Genomic DNA, 21,940 nt, shown 5'->3' on the forward strand with positions numbered 1-21,940 from the left:
CACATCCATGCCGGTGTGGGGATACTCACAGCATGTCTGCCGCATACGCGACCTTCGGCCTGGCACCGGCGATCCGCGCCGGCGGTGTACTCGCCGACGGCGGCTACCAGGTCCACCGCGACTTCGTGGACTTCGTCGTGGACGGCCGTCCGCTGCTGTTCCGGCTGTCCGACCTCGACGCCGTCTCCCCGCTCGCCTCGGACGTCCCGCCCGCCATCTTCACCGAGCAGGTGCGCGCACTGCTCCTGGAGGCCGAACCGCCGCTCCCGGACGGCCGGTTCGTCATCTACGGCTGCCCCGAGTGCGCGGACCTGGCCTGCGGGGCGGTCACCGCCGTGATCGAGCGCGACGGCGAGGACTACGTGTGGCGGGACTTCGCCTGGCAGACGGACGAACACGCCGACCTGGAGCTGAACGGCTACCACGGCATAGGGCCGTTCCGCTTCCGGGGTGCCGAGTACCGCGCCGCACTCGGCGACCTGATGGAGGGCTCCGCCGCGCCCCGCCGGCGGGTGCTGCTGATCGGCGCCCGGGTCGCGGTCCTGGCCAAGCTGGCCGCCGCGCTGCGCACCATCGGCATCGGCGCCGACATCACCCAGGACGCCCGGGCCGTCCCCGCCGAGGAACTGCGCGGTTACGGCGCGGTCGCCTTCGGCCGCGCGGTCGGCGAAGCCGACCGGGCCGCCGTACTGGAGGCCTTCGAGCGCGCCGGGGTCGACATCGCCCGGGTGGACGGCCTGGCCCCGATCGTGCCGCTGCTCGTCGCGCAGATCGAGCACGCCCTCGACCGCAGCCCGCTCCCGCAGCGCCGACTTGTGGGACTGGCCGCAGCCGGCGGCACCGCGGATGTCGAGGTGACCTCGGCGTGCCGCGTACGGATCACCGCCTACCGCCTCGACCGGCTCCACCGCGCCCACACCCGCGAGGTCTTCGACGGCGTCCTGGAGCCCGGCCGGCACCGCGTCCCGCTGGACCCCAAGGCGGTCAAGGCAGAGGCGTACGTCGTCGCCCGCACCACGGGGGGCGTCCTCGCGGCGCCGGTCACCGGCGGGAGACGGGACTGAGGCGCAGAGCGGACCCGCTGGGAAACGGGGGGTGCGATGCGGGCGGGGCCCAGGAGGCGGGCTGGGGCGCGTTGAGGGGCCTGGGGGAAGCGGGGGTCGTGGACGTGTGGGGGCGGGGTGCCGGGAGGCCGGGTTGGGGCGCGTGGGCGGGTCCTCCGGTCAGTGGAGGCTGTGAGACGTGGAGGCGTGAGATGCGGGGCGGCCACCGGGAACGCCGCTGAGGCCCGAGGGCGGGTCCGGCGGGAACCGCGGCGAGGTGCGAGGGCGGGCCGCCGGGAAGCGCGGCGAGGTGCGAGGGTGTGGCGGGCCGCTGGGAAACGCTGCTGAGGCTCGCGGGCGTGGCGGGCCGCCGGGAAACGCTGCCGAGGCGCGACGGCGGGGCCGCCGGAAAACGTGGCTGAGACGCGGGTGCCGAGCCTATTAGGATCGGCGTCCTGATGACTGCCACCCTCGTCGCCAAGAACCTCGCCGCCGGACACGGTGACCGTTCCCTCTTCTCCGGGCTGGACTTCGTCGTCGCACCCGGCGACGTGATCGGTCTCGTCGGTGCCAACGGCGCGGGCAAGTCCACCCTGCTGAGACTGCTCGCCGGACTCACCCCGCCCGAACAGGGCGAGCTGCGGCTGTCCCCGCCGGCCGCGACCGTCGGTCATCTGCCGCAGGAGCCGGAGCGCAGGCCGGGCGAGAGCGTCCGGGAGTTCCTGGCCCGTCGTACGGGTGTCGCCGAGGCCCAGCGCGTCATGGACGAGGCCACCCAGGCACTCGTGGACGGGGCACCCGGGGCCGACGACGCCTACGCGACCGCACTGGAGCGCTGGCTCGGCCTCGGCGGCGCCGATCTGGAGGAGCGCGCGGAGGAAATCGCCGACACACTCGGCCTCGCCGTGGACCTGGACCAGCCGATGACCGCCCTGTCCGGCGGCCAGGCGGCCCGCGCAGGGCTCGCCTCGCTGCTGCTGTCCCGCTACGACGTCTTCCTCCTGGACGAGCCCACCAACGACCTCGACCTCGACGGTCTGGAGCGCCTGGAACGCTTCGTCACCGGCCTGCGCGCCGGCACGGTCGTCGTCAGCCACGACCGCGAGTTCCTCACCCGCACGGTCACCAAGGTCCTGGAACTCGACCTGGCCCAGCGGCAGATCAACCTCTACGGCGGCGGCTACGCGGCCTATCTGGAGGAGCGCGAGGTGGCCCGGCGGCACGCGCGCGAGGACTACGAGGAGTACGCCGACAAGAAGGCCGCTCTCCAGGACCGCGCGCAGACGCAGCGGGCCTGGATGGACAAGGGCGTGAAGAACGCCCGGCGCAAGGCCGGCAACGACAACGACAAGATCGGCCGCAAGTTCCGCAGCGAGGCCAGCGAGAAGCAGGCGGCCAAGGCGCGGCAGACCCAGCGCATGATCGAGCGCCTTGAGGTGGTCGAGGAGCCGCGCAAGGAGTGGGAACTGCGGATGGAGATCGCGTCCGCCCCGCGCTCCGGCGCGGTCGTGGCGACCTTGCGGGACGCCGAGGTCCGGCGCGGCGACTTCACCTTCGGACCGGTGTCCCTGCAGATCGACTGGGCGGACCGGGTCGCGGTCACCGGCGCCAACGGCGCCGGCAAGTCCACCCTGCTGGGCGCGCTGCTCGGCCGTGTCCCGCTCGACTCGGGGCACGCGGCGCTCGGCTCGGGCGTCCTGGTCGGCGAGGTCGACCAGGCCCGCCGGCTCTTCCACGGCCCCGAGTCCCTGCTGGACGCCTTCTGCGCGGCCGTCCCCGACACCGAGCCGGTCGAGGTCCGCACCCTGCTCGCCAAGTTCGGCCTGAAGTCCGAGCACGTCCTGCGCCCGGCCGCGACCCTCTCCCCGGGCGAACGCACCCGCGCCGCGCTGGCGTTGCTGCAGGGCCGGGGGGTCAACCTCCTCGTTCTGGACGAGCCGACGAACCATCTCGACCTGCCGGCCATCGAACAGCTGGAGTCCGCCCTCGACTCCTACGAGGGCACCCTGCTCCTGGTCACCCACGACCGTCGCATGCTGGACGCGGTCCGGGTGACCCGCCGCCTGGAGGTGGCGGCGGGGAAGGTGACGGAGCGTTAGGGCCCGCCGGGTCAGCCCGTGGTGACGTCGACGTAGTCGCCGGAGGCCTTGGCCGGCCCGGTCGTGCCGGTCCCGGCGAAGCTCCAGCGCCAGTAGCCGTCCGCGGTGGCCGTCGCCGTGGTCTTGAGAGCGCCGCCGGTGCCGCTGGTCACCGTCTTCACGGTGGTGTACGTCGTGGTGCCGGCCTTCCGGAACTGCAGCTTCACCGACTGGCCCGCGTAGCCGCTGTAGGTGCCGCCCTTGCCCCAGTCGGCGCGGGTCAGCGCACCCTTGACGGTGATCGTGGCACCCGCGGCCACCGGCTCGGGGGAGGCGTCGACGGTCAGCTTGGCGGCACGCTTCATCAGGAAGGTGCCCGCGTTCTCGGTGTCGACGTAGTCGAAGTCGTTGGCGTCCACGGACGTCCAGATGTGCCAGGTACCGGCGTTGGCGTTGATGAGCATTGCGTTCGGGTCGATGGTGATGCTGGCGGTGCAGGTGGAGGTGGTGGTGCTGCCGGCGACCGGGGTGCAGGTCAGCGGAGTGTCGGAACCGGGGCCGGCGAAGCCGTCGGGGTTGTCGAACGAGCCGTGGTAGAGCCAGCCGTAGGCGTCCTTGATCCCGGAGTCGTCGCTCGCGCTGATGCTGAGGGTGACCGTCTTCTTCGTCATCGCGCCCAGCACGACCGGCTCGCCGCCGTTGACGACGGCCAGGAGGACCTGGGTGTCTCCGGCGCCGGAGTCGGCCCGGGCGGCCGTCACGGTGAGGGCCGACAGTGCGAGCGCGCCGGACAGGGCCGCGACGGCGGAACGTCTGAACATGAGTCCCCAAAAGGATGAGTTTTCGCCCCGAAGCAGGGCAGAAGTCGAAACCGATCGAATGGTAGTGATCCGACCGTTCTCTCAACAGACTTTTCCGTCAAGCTTCTTCGGCTGCCCTCTGCACCCGCTCCCGGCGCGCCGCCCAGGCGGCTCGGTCCCCGGGCGCCATGTTGGTGCCGCCCGGCCGCTGCCCCGTCGCCCCGTCGATCAGCTCCCGGACGATGTCGGCGTGTCCGGCGTGCCGGTGGGTCTCGGCGATCAGGTGGGTGAGGCTGTGGTGCAGCGTCACCTCTCTGCCCTTGCCCCCGGGTATCCGGCCGACCGCGTCCAGGGGCAGTGCGGCGATGGTCTCGTCTGAGTGCGCCCAGGCCGCGCGGTACCGGCCGACGATGTCCTCGCGGCTCTCGTCCGGTCGGGCCCACAGGTCGGCGTTGGGTTCCGCGTCCCCGGTGATCCACAGGGGCGTTCCGTCGAAGGGCCGGCCGTAGGTCGCGCCGAAGTACAGGGCTTCGGCGCCGGTGAGGTGCTTCACCAGCCCCAGCAGATTGGTCCCCGTCGGGGTCAGGGGGCGCCGGACGTCGTACTCGGACAAGCCCTCCAGCTTCCACAGGAGGACGTCGCGGGCGTCCTGGAGATAGGTCTGGAGGTCGTGCTTGGGGTCCGTGACGGTCATGGGGTGAGTCTGACAACCAGGTGATCTCCGGGGCACCCGGTTTTGCGGGTACGGGCCGGACGATCGACTCGCCCGGCCCGGCCCCATCCGTCAGCGCTTCTTCGGATCCAGCAGCCCTGCCCGCCGCAACGCGTCGGCCATGGCGCTGTTGGCCGGCGGCGGCGCCTGCCGCCCGCCCTGTTCGCCACCGCGGCCCTGACGCTGGCCCTGCCGCTGCTGGGGCGGCCGGGCGCCGCCACCGCGCTGCTGCCGGCCGCCGCCCTGTCCCTGCGGCGCGGCCTCGTCGTCCAGGCGCAGGGTCAGCGCGATCCGCTTGCGCGGGATGTCCACGTCGAGGACCTTCACCTTGACGATGTCGCCGGGCTTGGCGACATCGCGCGGGTCCTTGACGAACGTCTTGGACATCGCCGAGACGTGCACCAGGCCGTCCTGGTGGACACCGACGTCCACGAACGCGCCGAACGCGGCCACGTTCGTCACCACGCCCTCCAGGATCATCCCGGGGGACAGGTCGGAGATCTTCTCCACGCCCTCCTTGAAGGCGGCCGTCTTGAAGGCGGGACGCGGGTCGCGGCCCGGCTTCTCCAGCTCCTTCAGGATGTCCGTCACGGTCGGCAGTCCGAACGTGTCGTCCACGAAGTCGGCGGGCCGCATCGAGCGCAGCACACCGGTGTTGCCGATGAGGGAGGCGACCTCCTGGCCGGTGGTCTTCACCATGCGGCGGACCACCGGGTAGGCCTCGGGGTGCACGCTGGAGGCGTCCAGCGGGTCGTCGCCGCCCCGGATCCGCAGGAAGCCCGCGCACTGCTCGTACGCCTTCGGGCCGAGCCGCGCCACCTTCTTCAGCTCGGAGCGGGACCTGAACCGGCCGTTGGTGTCCCGGTGCGCCACGATGTTCTCGGCCAGGCCGGAGGAGATGCCCGACACGCGCGACAGGAGCGGCACGGACGCGGTGTTGACGTCCACACCGACGCCGTTCACACAGTCCTCCACGACCGCGTCCAGCGAGCGGGACAGCTTCACCTCGGACAGGTCGTGCTGGTACTGGCCGACGCCGATGGACTTCGGGTCGATCTTCACCAGCTCGGCCAGCGGGTCCTGCAGCCGACGGGCGATGGAGACCGCGCCGCGCAGCGACACGTCCATGTCCGGCAGCTCCTGCGAGGCGTACTGCGAGGCCGAGTACACCGACGCGCCCGCCTCGGACACCATCACCTTGGTGAGCTTCAGCTCCGGGTGCTTGGTGATCAGCTCACCGGCGAGCTTGTCGGTCTCGCGGGAGGCGGTGCCGTTGCCGATCGCGATCAGCTCGACCGCGTGCTCCTTCGCGAGCCGGGCCAGCTTGGCGAGGGCCTCGTCCCACTTGTTGGCCGGCACGTGCGGGTAGATCACGTCCGTGGCGACGACCTTGCCGGTCGCGTCTACCACGGCCACCTTCACGCCCGTACGGAAACCGGGGTCCAGGCCCAGCGTCGCGCGCGTGCCGGCCGGGGCGGCCAGCAGCAGATCGCGCAGGTTCGCCGCGAACACGTTCACCGCCTCGTCCTCGGCGGCCGTCCGCAGCCTGAGGCGCAGGTCGATGCCGAGGTGGACGAGGATGCGGGTGCGCCACGCCCAGCGGACGGTGTCCGTCAGCCACTTGTCGGCGGGGCGGCCGCGGTCGGCGATCCCGAACCGGTTCGCGACGATGCCCTCGTACGACGAGGGAACCGATGAGGAATCAGCCGGTTCCTCCGGCTCCAAGACGAGGTCCAGGACCTCCTCCTTCTCGCCGCGCAGCATCGCCAGGACGCGGTGCGAGGGCAGCTCGGTGAAGGGCTCGGCGAAGTCGAAGTAGTCGGCGAACTTCGCGCCCGCCTCCTCCTTGCCCTCGCGCACCTTCGCGGCCAGCCGCCCGCGCACCCACATGCGCTCGCGCAGCTCGCCGATCAGGTCGGCGTCCTCCGAGAACCGCTCGGTGAGGATCGCCCGAGCGCCCTCCAACGCGGCCTGCGGGTCGGCGACGCCCTTGTCGGCGTCCACGAACGCGGCGGCGGCCGCCAGCGGCTCCACCGTCGGATCGCCCAGCAGGCCCTCCGCCAGCGGCTCCAGACCCGCCTCGCGCGCGATCTGCGCCTTGGTGCGCCGCTTGGGCTTGTAGGGGAGGTAGATGTCCTCCAGCCGCGCCTTGGTCTCGGCGCCGCGGATGCGGGCCTCCAGCTCCTCGGTCAGCTTGCCCTGCTCGCGCACCGAGTCCAGGATCGCGGTCCGCCGCTCCTCCAGCTCCCGCAGATAGCGCAGCCGCTCCTCGATCGTGCGCAGCTGCGCGTCGTCGAGCATCTCGGTCGCTTCCTTGCGGTAGCGGGCGATGAAGGGCACCGTCGAACCGCCGTCGAGCAGTTCCACCGCGGCCTTCACCTGCCGCTCCCGTACGCCGAGTTCCTCGGCGATCCTGCCTTCGATGGATCCCGCTCCGATGGATCCGGGTGTCGTCACGATCCCGTACCGCCTTCTCCACTGAGGTTGCGCGGCAATTGTGGCAGGTGACACCGACAACCGGGGATCAGGGCGGCATCTCGGCGGGCCGCCGGGCCGCCGGGCCCTTTCTCAGGCCCGGCTCCCGCGTGCGGTGGACGAGGCTCCGCCGAACAGCCGGGCGAGCGCCCGGAACGGCAGCGTGACCACCGTGGCGACGGCCCCGCCGATCTGGCGCACTATGTCTGCGAGGGCACTGAACACGGAATTCTCCCTTCTCACCGGTTCCGCTGACCGTCACCGGGTACCTCGGACGCCGCCCGCCCATGCGCCGCGACACGGCCACGCATGGCAGAAAAGGTGGGAAACACGTCATTGCGGCCACCCCGGCGGGAGCGAAGAATCGAGGGCATGGCGCAGCGAACCGTCCTCTTCGTCCTCTTCGACGGCGTCCAGAGCCTCGACGTCACCGGGCCGCTCGAGGTGTTCGCGGGCGCCGAGAAGCACACGCCGGGCACCTACCGGGTCCGAACCGCCTCCCTGGACGGCGGCCCGGTGCGCACCTCCAGCGGCCTGACCCTCGTACCCGACGAGGCGCTCACCACCGCCCCCGACCCGCACACCCTGCTGGTGCCCGGCGGCGAGGGCACGCGCCACCCCGACCCCCGGCTGATCGACTGGCTGCGCGCCCGGGGACCGCGCGCGTCGCGCCTGGTCTCGGTGTGCACGGGCGCCATCCCGCTCGCCGCCGCCGGTCTCCTCGACGGCCGCCGGGCGACGACCCACTGGGCCTACTGCGGCAAGCTCGCCCGCGACCACCCGGCCGTCGCCGTGGATCCGGAGCCGATCTACGTCCGGGACGGGCACGTCGCCACCTCGGCCGGGGTGACCTCCGGCATCGACCTGGCCCTGGCCCTGGTCGAGGAGGACCTGGACCGGGACGTGGCGCTCGCCGTCGCCCGGCACCTGGTGGTCTTCCTGCGCCGGCCCGCCAACCAGGCGCAGTTCAGTGCCCAGCTCGCCGCGCAGACAGCGCAGCGCGCACCACTGCGGGAGGTCCAGCGCTGGATCACCGAGCATCCCGCGGGCGACCTGACGGTCGACGCGCTCGCCGCCCGCGCCCGCCTTTCCCCGCGCCACTTCGCGCGCGCCTTCCGCGAGGAGACCGGCATGACCCCCGGCCGCTACGTCGACCGGGTCCGCCTGGAACACGCCCGCCGCCTGCTGGAGGACACCCCCGACAACATCGAGGAGGTCGCCCGCGCCAGCGGCTACGGCACACCCGAGGCCATGCGCCGCGCCTTCGTCAAGACCCTCGGCACGGCCCCGGCCGAGTACCGCCGCCGCTTCCGCCCGGCCATGGCCCCCTGAGCCCTGGGCTGAAGCCCACTGATCTCCCGGCCCCGCAGTCCATCGAGTCCCGGCGGGTCGAGCCGCCGTCCGCCCGACGCAGCGGCCGGCTGCTGCCGGAGGACCGGGGACACACCACGAAGGGACACCCCATGCAGATCGCCGTCGTCGTCTACGACCGGTTCACCGCCCTCGACGCGGTCGGCCCCTACGAGATCCTCTCCCGCCTCCCCGGTGCCGAGACCGTGTTCGTCGCCGAGCGCTCCGGTCCCGTCCGTACCGACACGGGCTTTCTCGCCGTCACCGCCGACAAGGCACTCGACGAGGTGCCCAGCCCCGACGTCCTGGTGGTCTCGGGAGGACCCGGCACCGTTACCCAGATGGAGAGTCCGGCCCTGCTGAACTGGCTGCGCGCGGCCGACGCGACGAGCGCCTGGACGACCTCGGTCTGTTCGGGCTCGCTGCTGCTCGCCGCCGCGGGGCTGCTGCGCGACCGCCGCGCGACCAGTCACTGGGCCGTCCTGGATCTGCTGAAGGAGTTCGGCGCCGAACCGACGGGCGACCGGGTCGTCACCGACGGCAAGTACGTCACCGCGGCCGGGGTCTCCGCCGGTCTCGACATGGCCCTCACCCTGGTCGGCAGGATCGCCGGCGACGAACACGCCCAGGCCGTCCAGCTGTGGACCGAGTACGACCCCCGGCCCCCCTACGACGCGGGCGCGCCGCACAAAGCGCCCGCCCACCTCGTCGAGGAGCTCCGCACTGGCGGCCGGTTCAGTCTGACGTAGACCCGCTCCACGTGAACCGCGGCTGCCGGCGCTCCAGGAACGCGGCGACCCCCTCCGCGGTGTCCGGGTTGCCGCGGGCCGCCTGCGCCCAGTGGGCGTCCCGGTCGGTACGGCCGCCCGCGAACTCCTTCGCGGCGGCCTGGGTCAGCTGCGAGCGGGAGACCAGGACCCGGGCCAACTCCGCGACCCGCTTGCCCAGTTCGCCCTCCGGCAGCACCTCGTCCACCAGCCCGGTGCCGAGCGCCCGCCCGGTGTCGATCAACTCGGCCGTGAACAACAGGTACTTGGCGGTGGCCGGACCCACCAGCGACACCAGCCGGCGGGTCGAGGAGGCCGGATAGACGATGCCGAGCCGCGCCGGGGTCACACCGAACAGCGCGCCCTCCTCCGCCAGGCGCAGATCGCAGGCCGCGGCGAGCTGTGCCCCGCCGCCCACGCAGTGTCCGCGCACGGCGGCCACGGTCGGCTTGGGGAACGCGGCGAGCGCCTCCTCGGCCGCCACCGCGAGCCGCTGTGCCTCCTCCGGGGAGCCCTGGAGCGTGCTGATGTCCGCGCCCGCGCAGAAGGTCCCGCCCTCACCGGTGAGCACCAGCGCCCGTACGCCGGGGTCACGCGCCAACTCGTCCAGCAGCGGCGGCAGGGTCCGCCACATCGCGGCGGTCATGGCGTTGCGCTTGGCCGGGTTGCGGATGACGACGGTGGCGACAGCACCTTCGATGCGGTGCGACAGCTGGGGCTCCATGCGCGGATCGTATCGGGGGCTCAGGCTGGTACGGCGGGTGTGGGCCGGGCCGGGCACACGCAGGGACAGGAGCAGGGGCAGTCCAAACACGTACGACCCGACTAGTTCGCGAACCGGCGTCCGGGCGACAGGAACAGTCCCACACGTGACCGTGTCATACGCACTCGGTCAAAAAACGTTCGATACCCGCTGACTTGTGTTCAGTCCTGCGGACCGGAGCGGATCGTTACCAACACTCGACGTGTGGTGACAATCGAGCGCGAGGGTGGCGACCGGACGATGGACAACCACGGGCGCGGTGACGGGCCGCGCCCAGCGGGGGGCGCCGAGCGGCTGCCCGATCCACTGCCGTACGAAGGCGTCTGGCGGTTCACCGCCGCCGCGGTGGACGCCTCGGTCCCGCAGGCCCGGCACGCCGTACGGGACCTGCTGTTGCGCCAGGGCGTACCGGTCTCCGACGAGCTGGTGTACGGCCTGCTGCTGATCGTCTCCGAGCTGGTCACCAACGCGGTCCGGCACGCGGCGCTGCTGTCGCCGATGCTGGCCGTGGAGGTCGCCGTCGGGGCCGAGTGGGTGCGGGTGTCCGTGGAGGACAACCACCCCTACCGTCCGACCGCCCTGGAGGCCGATCACGGCCAGACCGGGGGCAGGGGCCTGCTCCTGGTCCGCGAGGTGGCGTATGAGGCGGGCGGGACGGTCGATGTGGAGCACACCGCGAGCGGCGGCAAGGTGATCTGGGCCGCCCTGCCCCTCAAACCCGCGACGGTCCCGTAGATCCACGCCGAGCCGCCTTGTCACCGCAGACCCGCGGGCCGGCGCGAGTGCCGTAACGCTGCAGGCCGGCGAGATTGCCGACCCCGGTAGGCCTCTGTGCGTGCCCTCGCGGGCCGGCGAGCCTGCCGTGGCGCCGTGGTCGGCGGGAGCGTCGAGGCCCGGGGCCGAGGAGGCTGCCATACCGGAGGCCGACGGGACTGCGTGGCCCGGCGGGCCGACGGCAGCGGCGTAACGCTGCAGGTCCACGAGGCTGCCGACCCGGCAGGCCTCTGTGCGTGCCCCCGCAGGCCGACGAGGCTGCCGTGGCCCCGAGGTCGGCGGGAGCGCGGTGGCCCCGGGGCCGAGGAGGCTGCCGTACCGGAGGCCGGTGAGACTGCGTGGCCCGGCGGGTCGGCGCGAGTGCCGTAGCGCTGCAGGCCGGCGAGGCTGCCGACCCGGCAGGCCTTTGCTCGCGCTGCGGCGGGCCGGCGAGGCTGCCGGGCCAGCGAGAGCCGTGGACCCGAAACCGAGGAGGTTGCCGTACCGGAGGCCGACGGGACCGCGTGGCCGGGCGGGCCGGCGAGAGTGCCGTAGCGCTGCAGGCCCACGAGGCTGCCGACCCGGCAGGTCACTGTGCGTGCCCGCGGGCCGGCGAGGCTGTCGTGGCGCCGAGGTCGGCGGGGGTGCTGATCCGCGAGGCCCGGCGGCGCTGTCGTAGCGTCGCGGGCCGCCGTATGCGTTCTACGATCCCTGCGCGGCTCACCAGCCCGCGGACGGGCCCGTCAGTTCTCTGATCGCCGGGCGGGCCGCGTCCAGGACGGTCATGAACCAGGCCGAGAAGGGGTCGCGGGCGTGCCGCTCGGCCAGCTCGGCGGGCGTCACGAAGGCGGTCTGGGCGACCTCCTCCGCGTCCGGCGCGAGCGGCGCCTGCACCAGGCCGACGAACAGGTGGTTGTACTCCTGCTCGACCAGGCCCGAGGCCGGGTCCGGGTGGTTGTAGCGGACCGTGCCCGCCTCCGCCAGCAGCGACGGGGACACGCCGAGCTCCTCGAAGGTGCGCCGGGCCGCGGCGGCGAACGGCGCCTCGCCCGGGTACGGGTGACCGCAGCAGGTGTTGGACCACACACCGGGGGAGTGGTACTTGCCGAGCGCCCGCTGCTGCAGCAGCAGCCGGCCCTGCTCGTCGAAGAGGAACACCGAGAACGCGCGGTGCAGCTGTCCCGGCGGCTGGTGCGCGGCGAGCTTCTCCGCCGTGCCGATCGTCACACCCTTCTCGTCGACCAGTTCCAGCAAAATCGCCTCTGCGGTGCCATTCGACGAGCTGTGCGTCGCGGTGGCAGGTGTGATCGGCATACCCATCCTTCGCCTCGGTCTTCGCACCCCAAGTCTGCCGTACGAATCCGGCACTCCCGGCACTTCCCCGCACGTCCGCGCGCGGCGCGGCACCGGAAGCCGGACCCGGTAGATCATCTGCCCTATCAGGAGATCACGGAACCGTCCGGGGTGGGTGCCGAACGCCCGTGCGCCTCGTCGGTGGTGTCCTCGCGCCCGGTCAGTGGCACAGCCGGACCTCGTGCTCCGCGTGCCCGCTCGGCTCCAGCTGGAAGGTGCAGTGCTCCACGTCGAAGTGGTCGCCGAGGCAGCCCTGCAACTCGTGCAGCAGCTTCTCGTGGCCGACGGCGCTGAGCACGTCGGACCTGACCACCACATGCGCCGACAGCACCGGCATCCCGGAGGTGATCGTCCACGCGTGCAGGTCGTGGACGTCCTCCACGCCGTCCAGCGCCAGGATGTGCGCCCGCACCTCGGCCATGTCGACGCCCTTCGGGGCCGCCTCCAGCAGCACGTCCAGCGTCTCGCGCAGCAGCTTCAGCGTCCTCGGCACGATCATCACGCCGATGACCAGCGACGCGACCGGGTCGGCGCCCTGCCAGCCGGTGGTCAGGATCACCGCCGCCGACACCAGCACCGCGAACGAGCCCAGCGCGTCCGCGGCGACCTCCAGGAAGGCGCCGCGCACGTTCAGGCTCTCCTTCTGCCCGCGCATCAGCAGGGTCAGCGAGACCGAGTTCGCGACCAGGCCGATCAGACCGAACACGATCATCACGCCGCCCCGGGTCTCCGCGGGCGTCACGAACCGCTGGATCGCCTCGTACAGAACGTATCCGCCGACCCCGAGCAGCAGCACGCAGTTGGCCAGGGCGGCGAGGATCTCGGCGCGGGCGAAGCCGAAGGTGCGGTTGGTGCTCGGCGGGCGGTTGGCGAAGTGGATCGCGAGCAGGGCCATGCCGAGGCCCACCGCGTCGGTCGCCATGTGCGCCGAGTCCGCGATCAGCGCGAGCGAGTCCGCGACCAGACCGCCGACGATCTCCACCACCATGATCGTGAGCGTGATGCCCAGCGCGATCCGCAGCCGGCCCCGGTACGCTGCCGCGGCCGTACCCGTGGGCGGCGCATGGCTGTGCGCGTGTCCGTGGTCGTGCCCTGCCCCCATGACGTCCGCCCTTCCGTATCCGTCCGGCTCGGCCCAGTGAACTACGGGTGGGGGGTATGGGGCAACGCGGCACTGAACACCGTTGTCATGTGCCCTGACCTGCGGAAACGTTCCGCAGGTCAGAACGGGTGCGGCTGCCCCTCGGTTCGTCCTCCGCTCAGCCGCCGTGGTGCAGCAGCCAGCCCTGCCAGGCCGAGGCGACCATCTCGTGGACCCCGCGCCGGGCCCGCCAGCCCAGCTGTTCGGCGGCCCGCTCGGCCGAGGCGACCGCGCGCGGCGCGTCCCCCGGCCGGCGCGCCTGCACCACCGGCTCCCGGCGGTCGCCGGTGACCTCGCCGACGACCGTGATCAGTTCGCGCACCGAGACGCCCTCGCCCCGCCCGATGTTCAGCGTCAGATCGCCGGACACGCTCCCGTCGGCGAGCCGGCGGGCCGCGGCGAGGTGGGCCTCGGCGAGGTCGGCCACATGGATGTAGTCCCGGATGCAGGTGCCGTCCGGTGTCGGATAGTCGGCACCGAAGATCCGCGGGGCCTCGTCGCGGGTGAGCCGGTCGAAGACCATCGGCACGATGTTGAACACGCCGGTGTCCGCGAGTTCCGGTGCCGCGGCGCCCGCCACGTTGAAGTAGCGCAGGCACACCGTGGAGATTCCGTGCGCCTTTCCGGCCGCCCGCACCAGCCACTCACCGGCCAGCTTGGTCTCGCCGTACGGGTTCACCGGTGCGCACGGGGTGTCCTCCGTGATCAGGCCCACATCCGGGTTGCCGTACACCGCCGCCGACGAGGAGAACACCAGGCGCTTGATCCCCGCCTCGGCGACCGCGTCCAGCAGAGTGGCCAGACCGCCCACGTTCTCCTGGTAATAGCGCGTGGGCTGCGCCACCGACTCGGCGACCTGCTTGCGCGCCGCGAGGTGGACGACGCCCGTGACGTCGTACTCGGCGAGGACCCGCTTCAGCCGGTCGCCGTCCAGTGTCGAGCCCTCGACCAGCGGGACGTCCGCGGGCAGTCGCGCGGGCACCGCCGCCGAGAGGTCGTCCAGCGCCACGACGCTCTCCCCGGCGCCTGCCATGGCCCGTGCCACGTGCGCCCCGATGTATCCGGCTCCGCCGGTGATCAGCCACGTCATGGTCGTTCACCCTATGCCGACGTGCCGACGCGCCGGGTGTCCCGGATGCCCGGGTCTGGGCCCTTGGTTTGTGGGCCGGGCCCCGGATCCCCGATGATGATCGCGGCAAAGGCCGGGGCAGCCTCCGTGGGCCGGGCCGTGAACGGCCGGTGAACAAGGGCTCCCGCCCATCCGATAACCTCTGCCGACATGCCGCCCGGGTGCCGTTGGCAGGGCGCCCCACCACGCAAGAGACCGGCGCCACATCGCCGGCACCCAGGGAGTGAGTTCGGTTGTCGACCGCCATCGTCACCGGTCAGCCGGTCCCCGGATCGTCCCTCGAGAACGATCTGCGGTCGCTCGGCTTCGACGTCCGGGTGGCAACGGACGCCGCCGAGGCCGAGACCCTGCTCGCCGCCGCACCCGCCGGCGACCGTGTGGCCCTGGTCGACGCCCGCTTCGTCGGTCACCAGCACGCCCTGCGTCTCGGCCTGACCGACCCGCGCTTCCCGCTCTGCGCGATCCCCGGCGCCGTGACCGCCCAGCCGGCCGCCCGGCAGGCCATGACCCGGGCCGTGGCCCGCGAGACCTCCGCCGGGGGCGGCACCGTGCTCGCCGTGGACAGCCTCGCCGACCGCGTCGTCACCACCCTCGACGCCGACGGCGGCGAGGTGCACCGGCCGGAGCTGGGCAGCCTGGTCGCCGCGGTCCCCGCCGACCCCCAGGCCCGCAACGAAGCGCGGCAGGCCGTCGCCGCCGTCGACGACGAGGCCGTACGCCTGAAGTCGGCGGTGAAGTCCCGCGACGGCTTCTTCACCACCTTCTTCATCAGCCCCTACTCGCGCTACCTCGCCCGCTGGTGCGCCCGGCGCGGCCTGACCCCGAACCAGGTCACCACGGCCTCGCTGCTCACCGCCCTGATCGCGGCGGGCTGCGCGGCCACCGGCACCCGCGGCGGATTCATAGCGGCCGGCGTGCTGCTGATCGCGTCCTTCGTGCTGGACTGCACCGACGGCCAGCTCGCCCGCTACGCCCTGAAGTACTCCACGCTCGGCGCCTGGCTCGACGCCACCTTCGACCGGGCCAAGGAGTACGCCTACTACGCCGGCCTCGCGCTGGGAGCGGCCCGGGGCGGCGGCCATGACGACGTATGGGCCCTCGCCCTCGGCGCCATGGTCCTGCAGACCTGCCGGCACGTGGTCGACTTCTCCTTCAACGAGGCCAACCACGACGCCGCCGCCAACACCAGCCCCACCGCCGCGCTCTCCGACAAGCTGGACAGCGTCGGCTGGACGGTGTGGCTGCGGCGGATGATCGTGCTGCCGATCGGCGAGCGCTGGGCGATGATCGCGGTCCTCACCGCGGCCACCACCCCGCGGATCACCTTCTACGCGCTGCTCGTCGGCTGCGCCTTCGCGGCGGCCTACACCACGGCGGGCCGCGTGCTGCGCTCCCTGACCCGCAAGGCCCGGCGCACCGACCGGGCGGCCCGGGCGCTGGCGGACCTCGCCGACTCCGGACCACTCGCGGACGCCGTCAAGCAGGTCGCCAAGCGGGGCCTGCCGGGTCTCGCCGTGCCCGCCGTCGCGCTCCTGGGCGGTGCCGCGGTGGTCGCCTGCTCCGCCGTCAGCGCCTACGGCTCGGTGCTGCCGGTGATCGGCGCCCTGCTCTACGTCCTCACCTCGGCCCTCGCCGTCGCCCGCCCCCTCAAGGGCGCCCTCGACTGGCTGGTCCCGCCCTTCTTCCGGGCCGCCGAGTACGGCACCGTGCTCGCCCTAGCCGGTAAAGCGGGGGTGAACGGTGCCCTTCCTGCGGCTTTCGGCCTGGTGGCGGCCGTCGCCTACCATCACTACGACACGGTGTACCGCATCCGCGGCAACGCCGGAGCGCCCCCGGCCTGGCTGGTGCGCGTCATCGGCGGGCACGAGGGGCGGACGCTGCTCGTCACCGTTCTGGCCACGGTGCTCACCGCTTCGCAGTTCACGGTCGCGCTCACGGTCCTCGCCGTGGCCGTAGCCCTCGTGGTGCTCGCCGAGAGCATCCGCTTCTGGGTCTCCGCCGGGGCCCCAGCCGTACACGACGAAGGAGAACCCGCATGATCGGCCTCGTGCTGGCGGCCGGCGCCGGACGGCGTCTGCGCCCCTACACCGACACCCTGCCCAAGGCGCTGGTGCCGGTGGGGCCCGCGGGCATAGAGGACTCGATCACGGTGCTCGACCTGACCCTCGGCAACTTCGCCGAGATCGGCCTGACCGAGGTCGCGATCATCGTCGGCTACCGCAAGGAGGCCGTGTACGAGCGCAAGGCGGCCCTGGAGCGGAAGTACGGCCTCAAGCTCACCCTCATCGACAACGACAAGGCCGAGGAGTGGAACAACGGCTACTCCCTGTGGTGCGGCCGTGACGCCCTCAAGGGCGGCGTGATCCTCGCCAACGGCGACACCGTGCACCCGGTCTCCGTCGAGAAGACGCTGCTCGCGGCCCGCGGCGAGGGGAAGAAGATCATCCTCGCGCTGGACACCGTGAAGAACCTCGCCGACGAGGAGATGAAGGTCGTCGTCGACCCCGAGAAGGGCATGACGAAGATCACCAAGCTGATGGACCCCGCCGAGGCTACCGGTGAGTACATCGGCGTCACCCTGATCGAGGGCGACGCCGCCCCCGAGCTGGCGGACGCGCTGAAGACGGTCTGGGAGACGGACCCGCAGCAGTTCTACGAGCACGGGTACCAGGAGCTGGTCAACCGCGGCTTCCGGATCGACGTGGCGCCGATCGGCGACGTCAAGTGGGTCGAGATCGACAACCACGACGACCTCGCCAAGGGACGGGAGATCGCGTGCCACTACTGACCAGGCTGATTCCCTCGCCGGTCGTCGTGGACATCCGCCCGGGTGCCCTGGACGACCTGGCCGGCGTCCTCGCCGACGAGCGCATCGCCCAGTCCGGCCGGCTCGCCGTCGCCGTCAGCGGCGGCTCCGGCTCGAAGCTGCGCGAGCGCATCGCCCCCTCGCTGCCCGGCGCCAGCTGGTACGAGGTCGGCGGCGGCACCCTCGACGACGCGATCCGGCTGGCCGGCGAGATGAAGTCCGGCCACTACGACGCGGTGGTCGGGCTCGGCGGCGGCAAGATCATCGACTGTGCCAAGTTCGCGTCGGCCCGCGTCGGCCTGCCCCTGGTCGCCGTGCCGACGAACCTCGCGCACGACGGCCTGTGCTCGCCGGTCGCGACGCTCGACAACGACGCGGGACGCGGCTCCTACGGTGTGCCGAACCCCATCGCGGTCGTCATCGACCTGGACGTGATCCGCGAGGCCCCGGCCCGTTTCGTCCGGGCCGGCATCGGCGACGCGATCTCCAACATCAACGCGGTCGCGGACTGGGAGCTGTCGAACCGGGTCAACGGCGAGAAGATCGACGGTCTTGCCGCGGCCATGGCCCGCCAGGCCGGCGAGGCGGTGCTGCGCCACCCCGGCGGCATCGGCGACAACGACTTCCTCCAGGTGCTCGCCGAGGCGCTCGTCCTCAGCGGCATCTCGATGTCGATCTCCGGCGACTCCCGCCCGTCCTCCGGCTCCTGCCACGAGATCAACCACGCCTTCGACCTGCTGTTCCCCAAGCGGGCGGCCGCCCACGGCGAGCAGTGCGGACTCGGCGCGGCCTTCGCGATGTACCTGCGCGGGGCGCACGAGGAGGCCGTCCACACCGCCGGCGTGCTGCGCCGGCACGGGCTCCCGGTGCTGCCGGAGGAGATCGGCTTCACCGCGGACGAGTTCGTGCGCGTGGTGGAGTTCGCCCCGGAGACCCGCCCCGGCCGTTACACGATCCTCGAACACCTCGACCTCAAGACGAACCAGATCAAGGACATCTACGCCGACTATGTCAAGGCCATCGGTAGCTGAACTCCGTCCGGTCGTCCACCCCGCGGGGGTGAAGGACCGGCGCAGCGGTGAGCACTGGATGGGACGCCTCTACATGCGTGAGGTGTCCCTGCGGGTCGACCGCTACCTGGTCAACACCAGGGTCACGCCCAACCAGCTCACGTACCTGATGACCGTCTTCGGCGTGCTCGCGGCCCCGGCGCTCCTGGTGCCGGGGATCCCGGGCGCGGTGCTCGGCGTGGTGTGTGTCCAGATGTACCTGCTGCTGGACTGCGTCGACGGTGAGATCGCGCGCTGGAAGAAGCAGTACTCGCTGAACGGCGTCTACCTGGACCGGGTCGGCGCCTATCTGACCGACGCCGCGGTGCTCACCGGCTTCGGGCTGCGCGCCGCCGACCTGTGGGGCAGCGGCCGTATCGACTGGCTGTGGGCCTTCCTCGGCACCCTGGCCGCGCTCGGCGCCATCCTGATCAAGGCCGAGACGGACCTGGTCGGCGTCGCCCGCCACCAGGCCGGCAAGCCCCCGGTCAAGGAGGCCGCCGCCGAGATGCGCTCCTCCGGGATGGCGCTGGCCCGCCGGGCCGCCGCCGCCCTGAAGTTCCACCGGCTGATCCTCGGCATCGAGGCGTCCCTGCTGATCCTGGTCCTGGCGATCGTCGACCAGGCGCGCGGCGACCTGTTCTTCTCCCGGCTGGGTGTGGCGGTGCTGGCCGGCATCGCCCTGCTGCAGACCCTGCTGCACCTGGTGTCCATCCTCGCCTCCAGCAGGCTGAAGTGAACACGGCCATGCGGGTCGGCGCCGTTGTCATCACCATGGGCAACCGCCCCGAGGAGCTGCGGGCCCTGCTCGACTCGGTCGCCAAGCAGGACGGCGACCCGGTGGAGGTGGTGGTCGTCGGCAACGGCTCGCCCGTCCCGGACGTCCCCGAAGGCGTACGGACGATCGAGCTGCCCGAGAACCTGGGCATCCCCGGCGGCCGCAACGTCGGCATAGAGGCCTTCGGCCCCGGCGGCCGGGATGTCGACATATTGCTCTTCCTCGACGACGACGGGCTGCTCGCCCGTGACGACACCGCCGAGCTGTGCCGCGAGGCCTTCGCCGCGGATCCGGAGCTCGGCATCGTCAGCTTCCGGATCGCCGATCCGGAGACCGGCGAGACCCAGCGCCGCCATGTGCCCCGGCTGCGCGCCTCCGACCCGATGCGCTCCTCCCGGGTGACCACCTTCCTGGGCGGCGCCAACGCCGTCCGTACCCGGGTGTTCGCCGAGGTCGGCGGGCTGCCGGACGAGTTCTTCTACGCCCACGAGGAGACCGACCTGGCCTGGCGGGCCCTCGACGCCGGCTGGATGATCGACTACCGGTCCGACATGGTGCTGTACCACCCGACGACCGCGCCCTCGCGGCACGCGGTCTACCACCGCATGGTCGCCCGCAACCGCGTCTGGCTGGCCCGCCGCAATCTCCCCGCCCTGCTGGTCCCCGTCTACCTCGGGGTCTGGCTGCTGCTCACCCTGCTGCGCCGCCCCTCCCGTCCGGCGCTGCGGGCCTGGTTCGGCGGCTTCAAGGAGGGCTGGACCACGCCGTGCGGCCCCCGCCGCCCGATGCGCTGGCGCACGGTGTGGCGGCTGACCCGGCTGGGCCGTCCCCCGGTGATCTGAGAAGCTTCTCTTACCGAAGAGAGCAAGCTTCTTACCAAAGAGAGTCCGGATTTCCACTCGTGAGTCACACAACCCATGACGGCGGTGTCGCGGTGAGCGCGATACCGTCGCCCGACGAGGGACTGACGGCGGCGCAGCTCGCCGCCAAGTACGGGCTCGCCGTGAGCGGCGCCCGGCCCTCGCTGTCCGAGTACGTCCGCCAGCTGTGGGGGCGGCGCCACTTCATCCTCGCCTTCTCCCAGGCGAAGCTGACGGCGCAGTACAGCCAGGCCAAGCTGGGCCAGCTGTGGCAGGTGGCGACGCCGCTGCTGAACGCGGGCGTGTACTACTTCATCTTCGGCGTGATCCTGCACGCGAGCCGCGGTCTGTCCCAGGACGTGTACATCCCGTTCCTGGTCACGGGCGTGTTCGTGTTCACCTTCACGCAGAGCTCGGTCATGTCGGGTGTCCGTGCGATCTCCGGCAATCTCGGCCTGGTGCGCGCCCTGCACTTCCCGCGCGCCTCGCTGCCCATCTCCTTCTCGCTGCAGCAGCTCCAGCAGCTGCTGTTCTCGATGATCGTGATGTTCGTCGTGGCGATCGGCTTCGGCAGCTACCCGAGCCCCGCCTGGCTGCTGATCGTGCCGGTCCTGCTGCTGCAGTTCCTGTTCAACACCGGGCTCGCGATGATCGTGGCCCGCATGGGCGCCAAGACGCCGGACCTCGCCCAGCTGATGCCGTTCATCCTGCGTACCTGGATGTACACCTCCGGTGTGATGTTCTCCATCAACAAGATGATGGAGGGCCGCTCCGAGATCGCGGTCCGGCTGCTCCAGGTCAACCCGGCCGCCGTCTACATGGACCTGATGCGCTACGCGCTGATCGACGGCTACGGCGCCTCGAACCTGCCGCCGCACGTGTGGGCCATCGCGCTGTTCTGGGCCGTGGTCGTCTTCGCCGGCGGTTTCGTGTACTTCTGGAAGGCGGAGGAGAGGTACGGCCGTGGCTGAGCTGAACGCCGAGCACAACGCAGGGCAGAACGCCGAGCAGAACGCGGAGCGGAACACCGGGGAGCTTCGCCCCACCGTCATCGCGGACGACCTGCACATCGTCTACCGCGTCAACGGCGCCAAGACCGGCAAGGGCAGCGCGACGGCCGCCCTGAGCCGCATCATCAAGCGCGGCGAGGAGCGCGGGGTGCGCAAGGTGCACGCCGTGCGCGGTGTGTCCTTCGTCGCCTACCGCGGCGAGGCCATCGGCCTGATCGGCTCCAACGGCTCCGGCAAGTCCACGCTGCTGCGCGCCATCGCCGGCCTGCTGCCCGCCGAGAAGGGCAGGGTCTACACCGACGGCCAGCCCTCGCTGCTCGGCGTCAACGCGGCCCTGATGAACGACCTGACCGGTGAGCGCAACGTCACCCTGGGCGGTCTCGCCATGGGGATGTCCCGGGAGCAGATCAAGGAGCGCTACCAGGACATCGTCGACTTCTCGGGCATCAACGAGAAGGGCGACTTCATCACCCTGCCGATGCGCACGTACTCCTCCGGTATGGCCGCCCGGCTCCGGTTCTCCATCGCCGCCGCCAAGGACCACGACGTCCTCATGATCGACGAGGCGCTCGCCACCGGTGACCGCAAGTTCCAGAAGCGCTCCGAGGAACGCATCCGGGAACTGCGCAAGGAGGCCGGCACGGTGTTTCTGGTCAGTCACAACAACAAGTCCATCCGCGACACCTGCAACCGCGTCCTGTGGCTGGAGCGCGGCGAGCTGCGCATGGACGGACCGACCGAAGAGGTCTTGAAGGAGTACGAGAAGTTCACGGGCAAGTAGCCCGTTTCGGCCAAGGCCCCGCCGGAAGCCGTCCGGCGGGGCCGGCGTATGCAAAGGAACCGTCAACTCCGTTTGATCTGAGGAATCTTGGAGCCAATCGGTGTGTTGTTGTGATGTGCAGGACACCCCGACGGACCTCGCCGCGTTGTACAACGTAAGCTGTACCGGTGCCGGAAAGCGGCAAGTGGGGCGATAATGCGCGACACCCCGCGCCAGGGCGACCCCGCGGATTGCCGGGCGGCGTGTCCGAAATAGTGTCTATTGGGTCGGCAGTGTAGAACGGGAGATGTGA

20 protein-coding genes are annotated in these 21,940 nt (G+C 71.8%); 12 read left to right on the forward strand and 8 right to left on the reverse strand.

Going from position 1 to position 21,940, the window contains the following annotated elements:
- Positions 1 to 32 precede the first annotated feature (32 nt).
- Together ACIBJF_RS35810 and ACIBJF_RS35815 are read left to right on the forward strand one after the other, a co-directional pair.
- Positions 33 to 1,064 (forward strand): oxidoreductase, encoded by a 1,032-nt coding sequence (locus ACIBJF_RS35810; RefSeq protein WP_399180158.1) that lies wholly within the window; start codon positions 33 to 35, stop codon positions 1,062 to 1,064.
- 437 nt (positions 1,065 to 1,501) lie between these two features.
- Positions 1,502 to 3,142, forward strand: coding sequence for an ABC-F family ATP-binding cassette domain-containing protein (locus ACIBJF_RS35815; RefSeq protein WP_399180160.1), 1,641 nt, complete (start codon positions 1,502 to 1,504; stop codon positions 3,140 to 3,142).
- A gap of 11 nt (positions 3,143 to 3,153) precedes the next feature.
- On the opposite strand, the gene ACIBJF_RS35820 is transcribed toward ACIBJF_RS35815, so the two are convergent.
- The 4 genes from ACIBJF_RS35820 to ACIBJF_RS35835 all read right to left on the reverse strand — a co-directional run bounded on the left by ACIBJF_RS35820 (position 3,154) and on the right by ACIBJF_RS35835 (position 7,333).
- Complete coding sequence (locus ACIBJF_RS35820) at positions 3,154 to 3,942, reverse strand: calcium-binding protein (protein ID WP_399180161.1); 789 nt, start codon at positions 3,940 to 3,942, stop codon at positions 3,154 to 3,156.
- A gap of 97 nt (positions 3,943 to 4,039) precedes the next feature.
- Positions 4,040 to 4,615, reverse strand: coding sequence for a DinB family protein (locus tag ACIBJF_RS35825; RefSeq protein ID WP_399180163.1), 576 nt, complete (start codon positions 4,613 to 4,615; stop codon positions 4,040 to 4,042).
- Between the two features lie 90 nt (positions 4,616 to 4,705).
- Positions 4,706 to 7,090: a Tex family protein gene (locus tag ACIBJF_RS35830; protein WP_399180165.1), complete on the reverse strand. Its 2,385-nt coding sequence runs from the start codon at positions 7,088 to 7,090 to the stop codon at positions 4,706 to 4,708.
- Between the two features lie 111 nt (positions 7,091 to 7,201).
- Positions 7,202 to 7,333, reverse strand: a complete 132-nt coding sequence (locus tag ACIBJF_RS35835) for an LPFR motif small protein (protein WP_399180167.1) — start codon at positions 7,331 to 7,333, stop codon at positions 7,202 to 7,204.
- Between the two features lie 147 nt (positions 7,334 to 7,480).
- Here ACIBJF_RS35835 and ACIBJF_RS35840 point away from each other — a divergent pair, with 147 nt between their 5' ends.
- Both ACIBJF_RS35840 and ACIBJF_RS35845 read left to right on the forward strand, forming a co-directional pair.
- Complete coding sequence (locus tag ACIBJF_RS35840; RefSeq protein ID WP_399180169.1) at positions 7,481 to 8,440, forward strand: GlxA family transcriptional regulator; 960 nt, start codon at positions 7,481 to 7,483, stop codon at positions 8,438 to 8,440.
- Positions 8,441 to 8,571: 131 nt separating this feature from the next.
- Positions 8,572 to 9,207, forward strand: coding sequence for a DJ-1/PfpI family protein (locus ACIBJF_RS35845; RefSeq protein ID WP_399180171.1), 636 nt, complete (start codon positions 8,572 to 8,574; stop codon positions 9,205 to 9,207).
- On the opposite strand, the gene ACIBJF_RS35850 is transcribed toward ACIBJF_RS35845, so the two are convergent.
- Positions 9,194 to 9,949 (reverse strand): enoyl-CoA hydratase/isomerase family protein, encoded by a 756-nt coding sequence (locus ACIBJF_RS35850; RefSeq protein ID WP_399180173.1) that lies wholly within the window; start codon positions 9,947 to 9,949, stop codon positions 9,194 to 9,196. The genes ACIBJF_RS35845 and ACIBJF_RS35850 overlap by 14 nt on opposite strands.
- A gap of 279 nt (positions 9,950 to 10,228) precedes the next feature.
- Between ACIBJF_RS35850 and ACIBJF_RS35855 the strand changes: the two genes are divergently transcribed.
- Positions 10,229 to 10,723, forward strand: a complete 495-nt coding sequence (locus ACIBJF_RS35855; RefSeq protein WP_399180217.1) for an ATP-binding protein — start codon at positions 10,229 to 10,231, stop codon at positions 10,721 to 10,723.
- A 738-nt stretch (positions 10,724 to 11,461) separates the two neighbouring features.
- On the opposite strand, the gene idi is transcribed toward ACIBJF_RS35855, so the two are convergent.
- From idi to galE, 3 genes are all read right to left on the reverse strand, one after another.
- Positions 11,462 to 12,055 carry an isopentenyl-diphosphate Delta-isomerase gene (idi, locus tag ACIBJF_RS35860; RefSeq protein ID WP_399180175.1) on the reverse strand — a complete coding sequence of 198 codons (594 nt, stop codon included), beginning with the start codon at positions 12,053 to 12,055 and terminating at the stop codon, positions 11,462 to 11,464.
- A 199-nt stretch (positions 12,056 to 12,254) separates the two neighbouring features.
- Entirely contained in the window at positions 12,255 to 13,196 is a 942-nt protein-coding gene (locus tag ACIBJF_RS35865) for a cation diffusion facilitator family transporter (protein ID WP_399180177.1), read from the reverse strand.
- Between the two features lie 157 nt (positions 13,197 to 13,353).
- Entirely contained in the window at positions 13,354 to 14,325 is a 972-nt protein-coding gene (galE, locus tag ACIBJF_RS35870) for a UDP-glucose 4-epimerase GalE (protein ID WP_399180178.1), read from the reverse strand.
- Positions 14,326 to 14,597: 272 nt separating this feature from the next.
- On the opposite strand from galE, the gene ACIBJF_RS35875 reads away from it, so the two are divergent.
- The 7 genes from ACIBJF_RS35875 (at position 14,598) to ACIBJF_RS35905 (ending at position 21,648) form a co-directional block, all read left to right on the forward strand.
- Positions 14,598 to 16,403, forward strand: coding sequence for a DUF5941 domain-containing protein (locus ACIBJF_RS35875; RefSeq protein ID WP_399180180.1), 1,806 nt, complete (start codon positions 14,598 to 14,600; stop codon positions 16,401 to 16,403).
- The gene (locus ACIBJF_RS35880; protein ID WP_399180182.1) at positions 16,400 to 17,152 is read left to right on the forward strand and encodes a sugar phosphate nucleotidyltransferase; all 753 of its coding nucleotides are present in this window, start codon (positions 16,400 to 16,402) and stop codon (positions 17,150 to 17,152) included. Before ACIBJF_RS35875 ends, ACIBJF_RS35880 begins: the two co-directional genes overlap by 4 nt.
- Positions 17,140 to 18,201 carry an iron-containing alcohol dehydrogenase family protein gene (locus tag ACIBJF_RS35885; RefSeq protein ID WP_399180184.1) on the forward strand — a complete coding sequence of 354 codons (1,062 nt, stop codon included), beginning with the start codon at positions 17,140 to 17,142 and terminating at the stop codon, positions 18,199 to 18,201. The genes ACIBJF_RS35880 and ACIBJF_RS35885 overlap by 13 nt, the downstream gene beginning before the upstream one ends.
- The gene (locus tag ACIBJF_RS35890; protein ID WP_351807020.1) at positions 18,179 to 18,958 is read left to right on the forward strand and encodes a CDP-alcohol phosphatidyltransferase family protein; all 780 of its coding nucleotides are present in this window, start codon (positions 18,179 to 18,181) and stop codon (positions 18,956 to 18,958) included. Before ACIBJF_RS35885 ends, ACIBJF_RS35890 begins: the two co-directional genes overlap by 23 nt.
- Before the next feature lie 8 nt (positions 18,959 to 18,966).
- Positions 18,967 to 19,839, forward strand: a complete 873-nt coding sequence (locus tag ACIBJF_RS35895) for a glycosyltransferase family 2 protein (protein ID WP_399180219.1) — start codon at positions 18,967 to 18,969, stop codon at positions 19,837 to 19,839.
- Positions 19,840 to 19,898: 59 nt separating this feature from the next.
- Positions 19,899 to 20,828: an ABC transporter permease gene (locus tag ACIBJF_RS35900; protein WP_399180186.1), complete on the forward strand. Its 930-nt coding sequence runs from the start codon at positions 19,899 to 19,901 to the stop codon at positions 20,826 to 20,828.
- Positions 20,829 to 20,907: 79 nt separating this feature from the next.
- Positions 20,908 to 21,648, forward strand: a complete 741-nt coding sequence (locus tag ACIBJF_RS35905; RefSeq protein WP_399180221.1) for an ABC transporter ATP-binding protein — start codon at positions 20,908 to 20,910, stop codon at positions 21,646 to 21,648.
- The last annotated feature ends 292 nt before the right edge of the window (positions 21,649 to 21,940 follow it).

Origin of the sequence: Streptomyces sp. NPDC050743 (genome assembly GCF_044456925.1) — a bacterium.
In the GTDB taxonomy this organism is placed as follows: domain Bacteria; phylum Actinomycetota; class Actinomycetes; order Streptomycetales; family Streptomycetaceae; genus Streptomyces.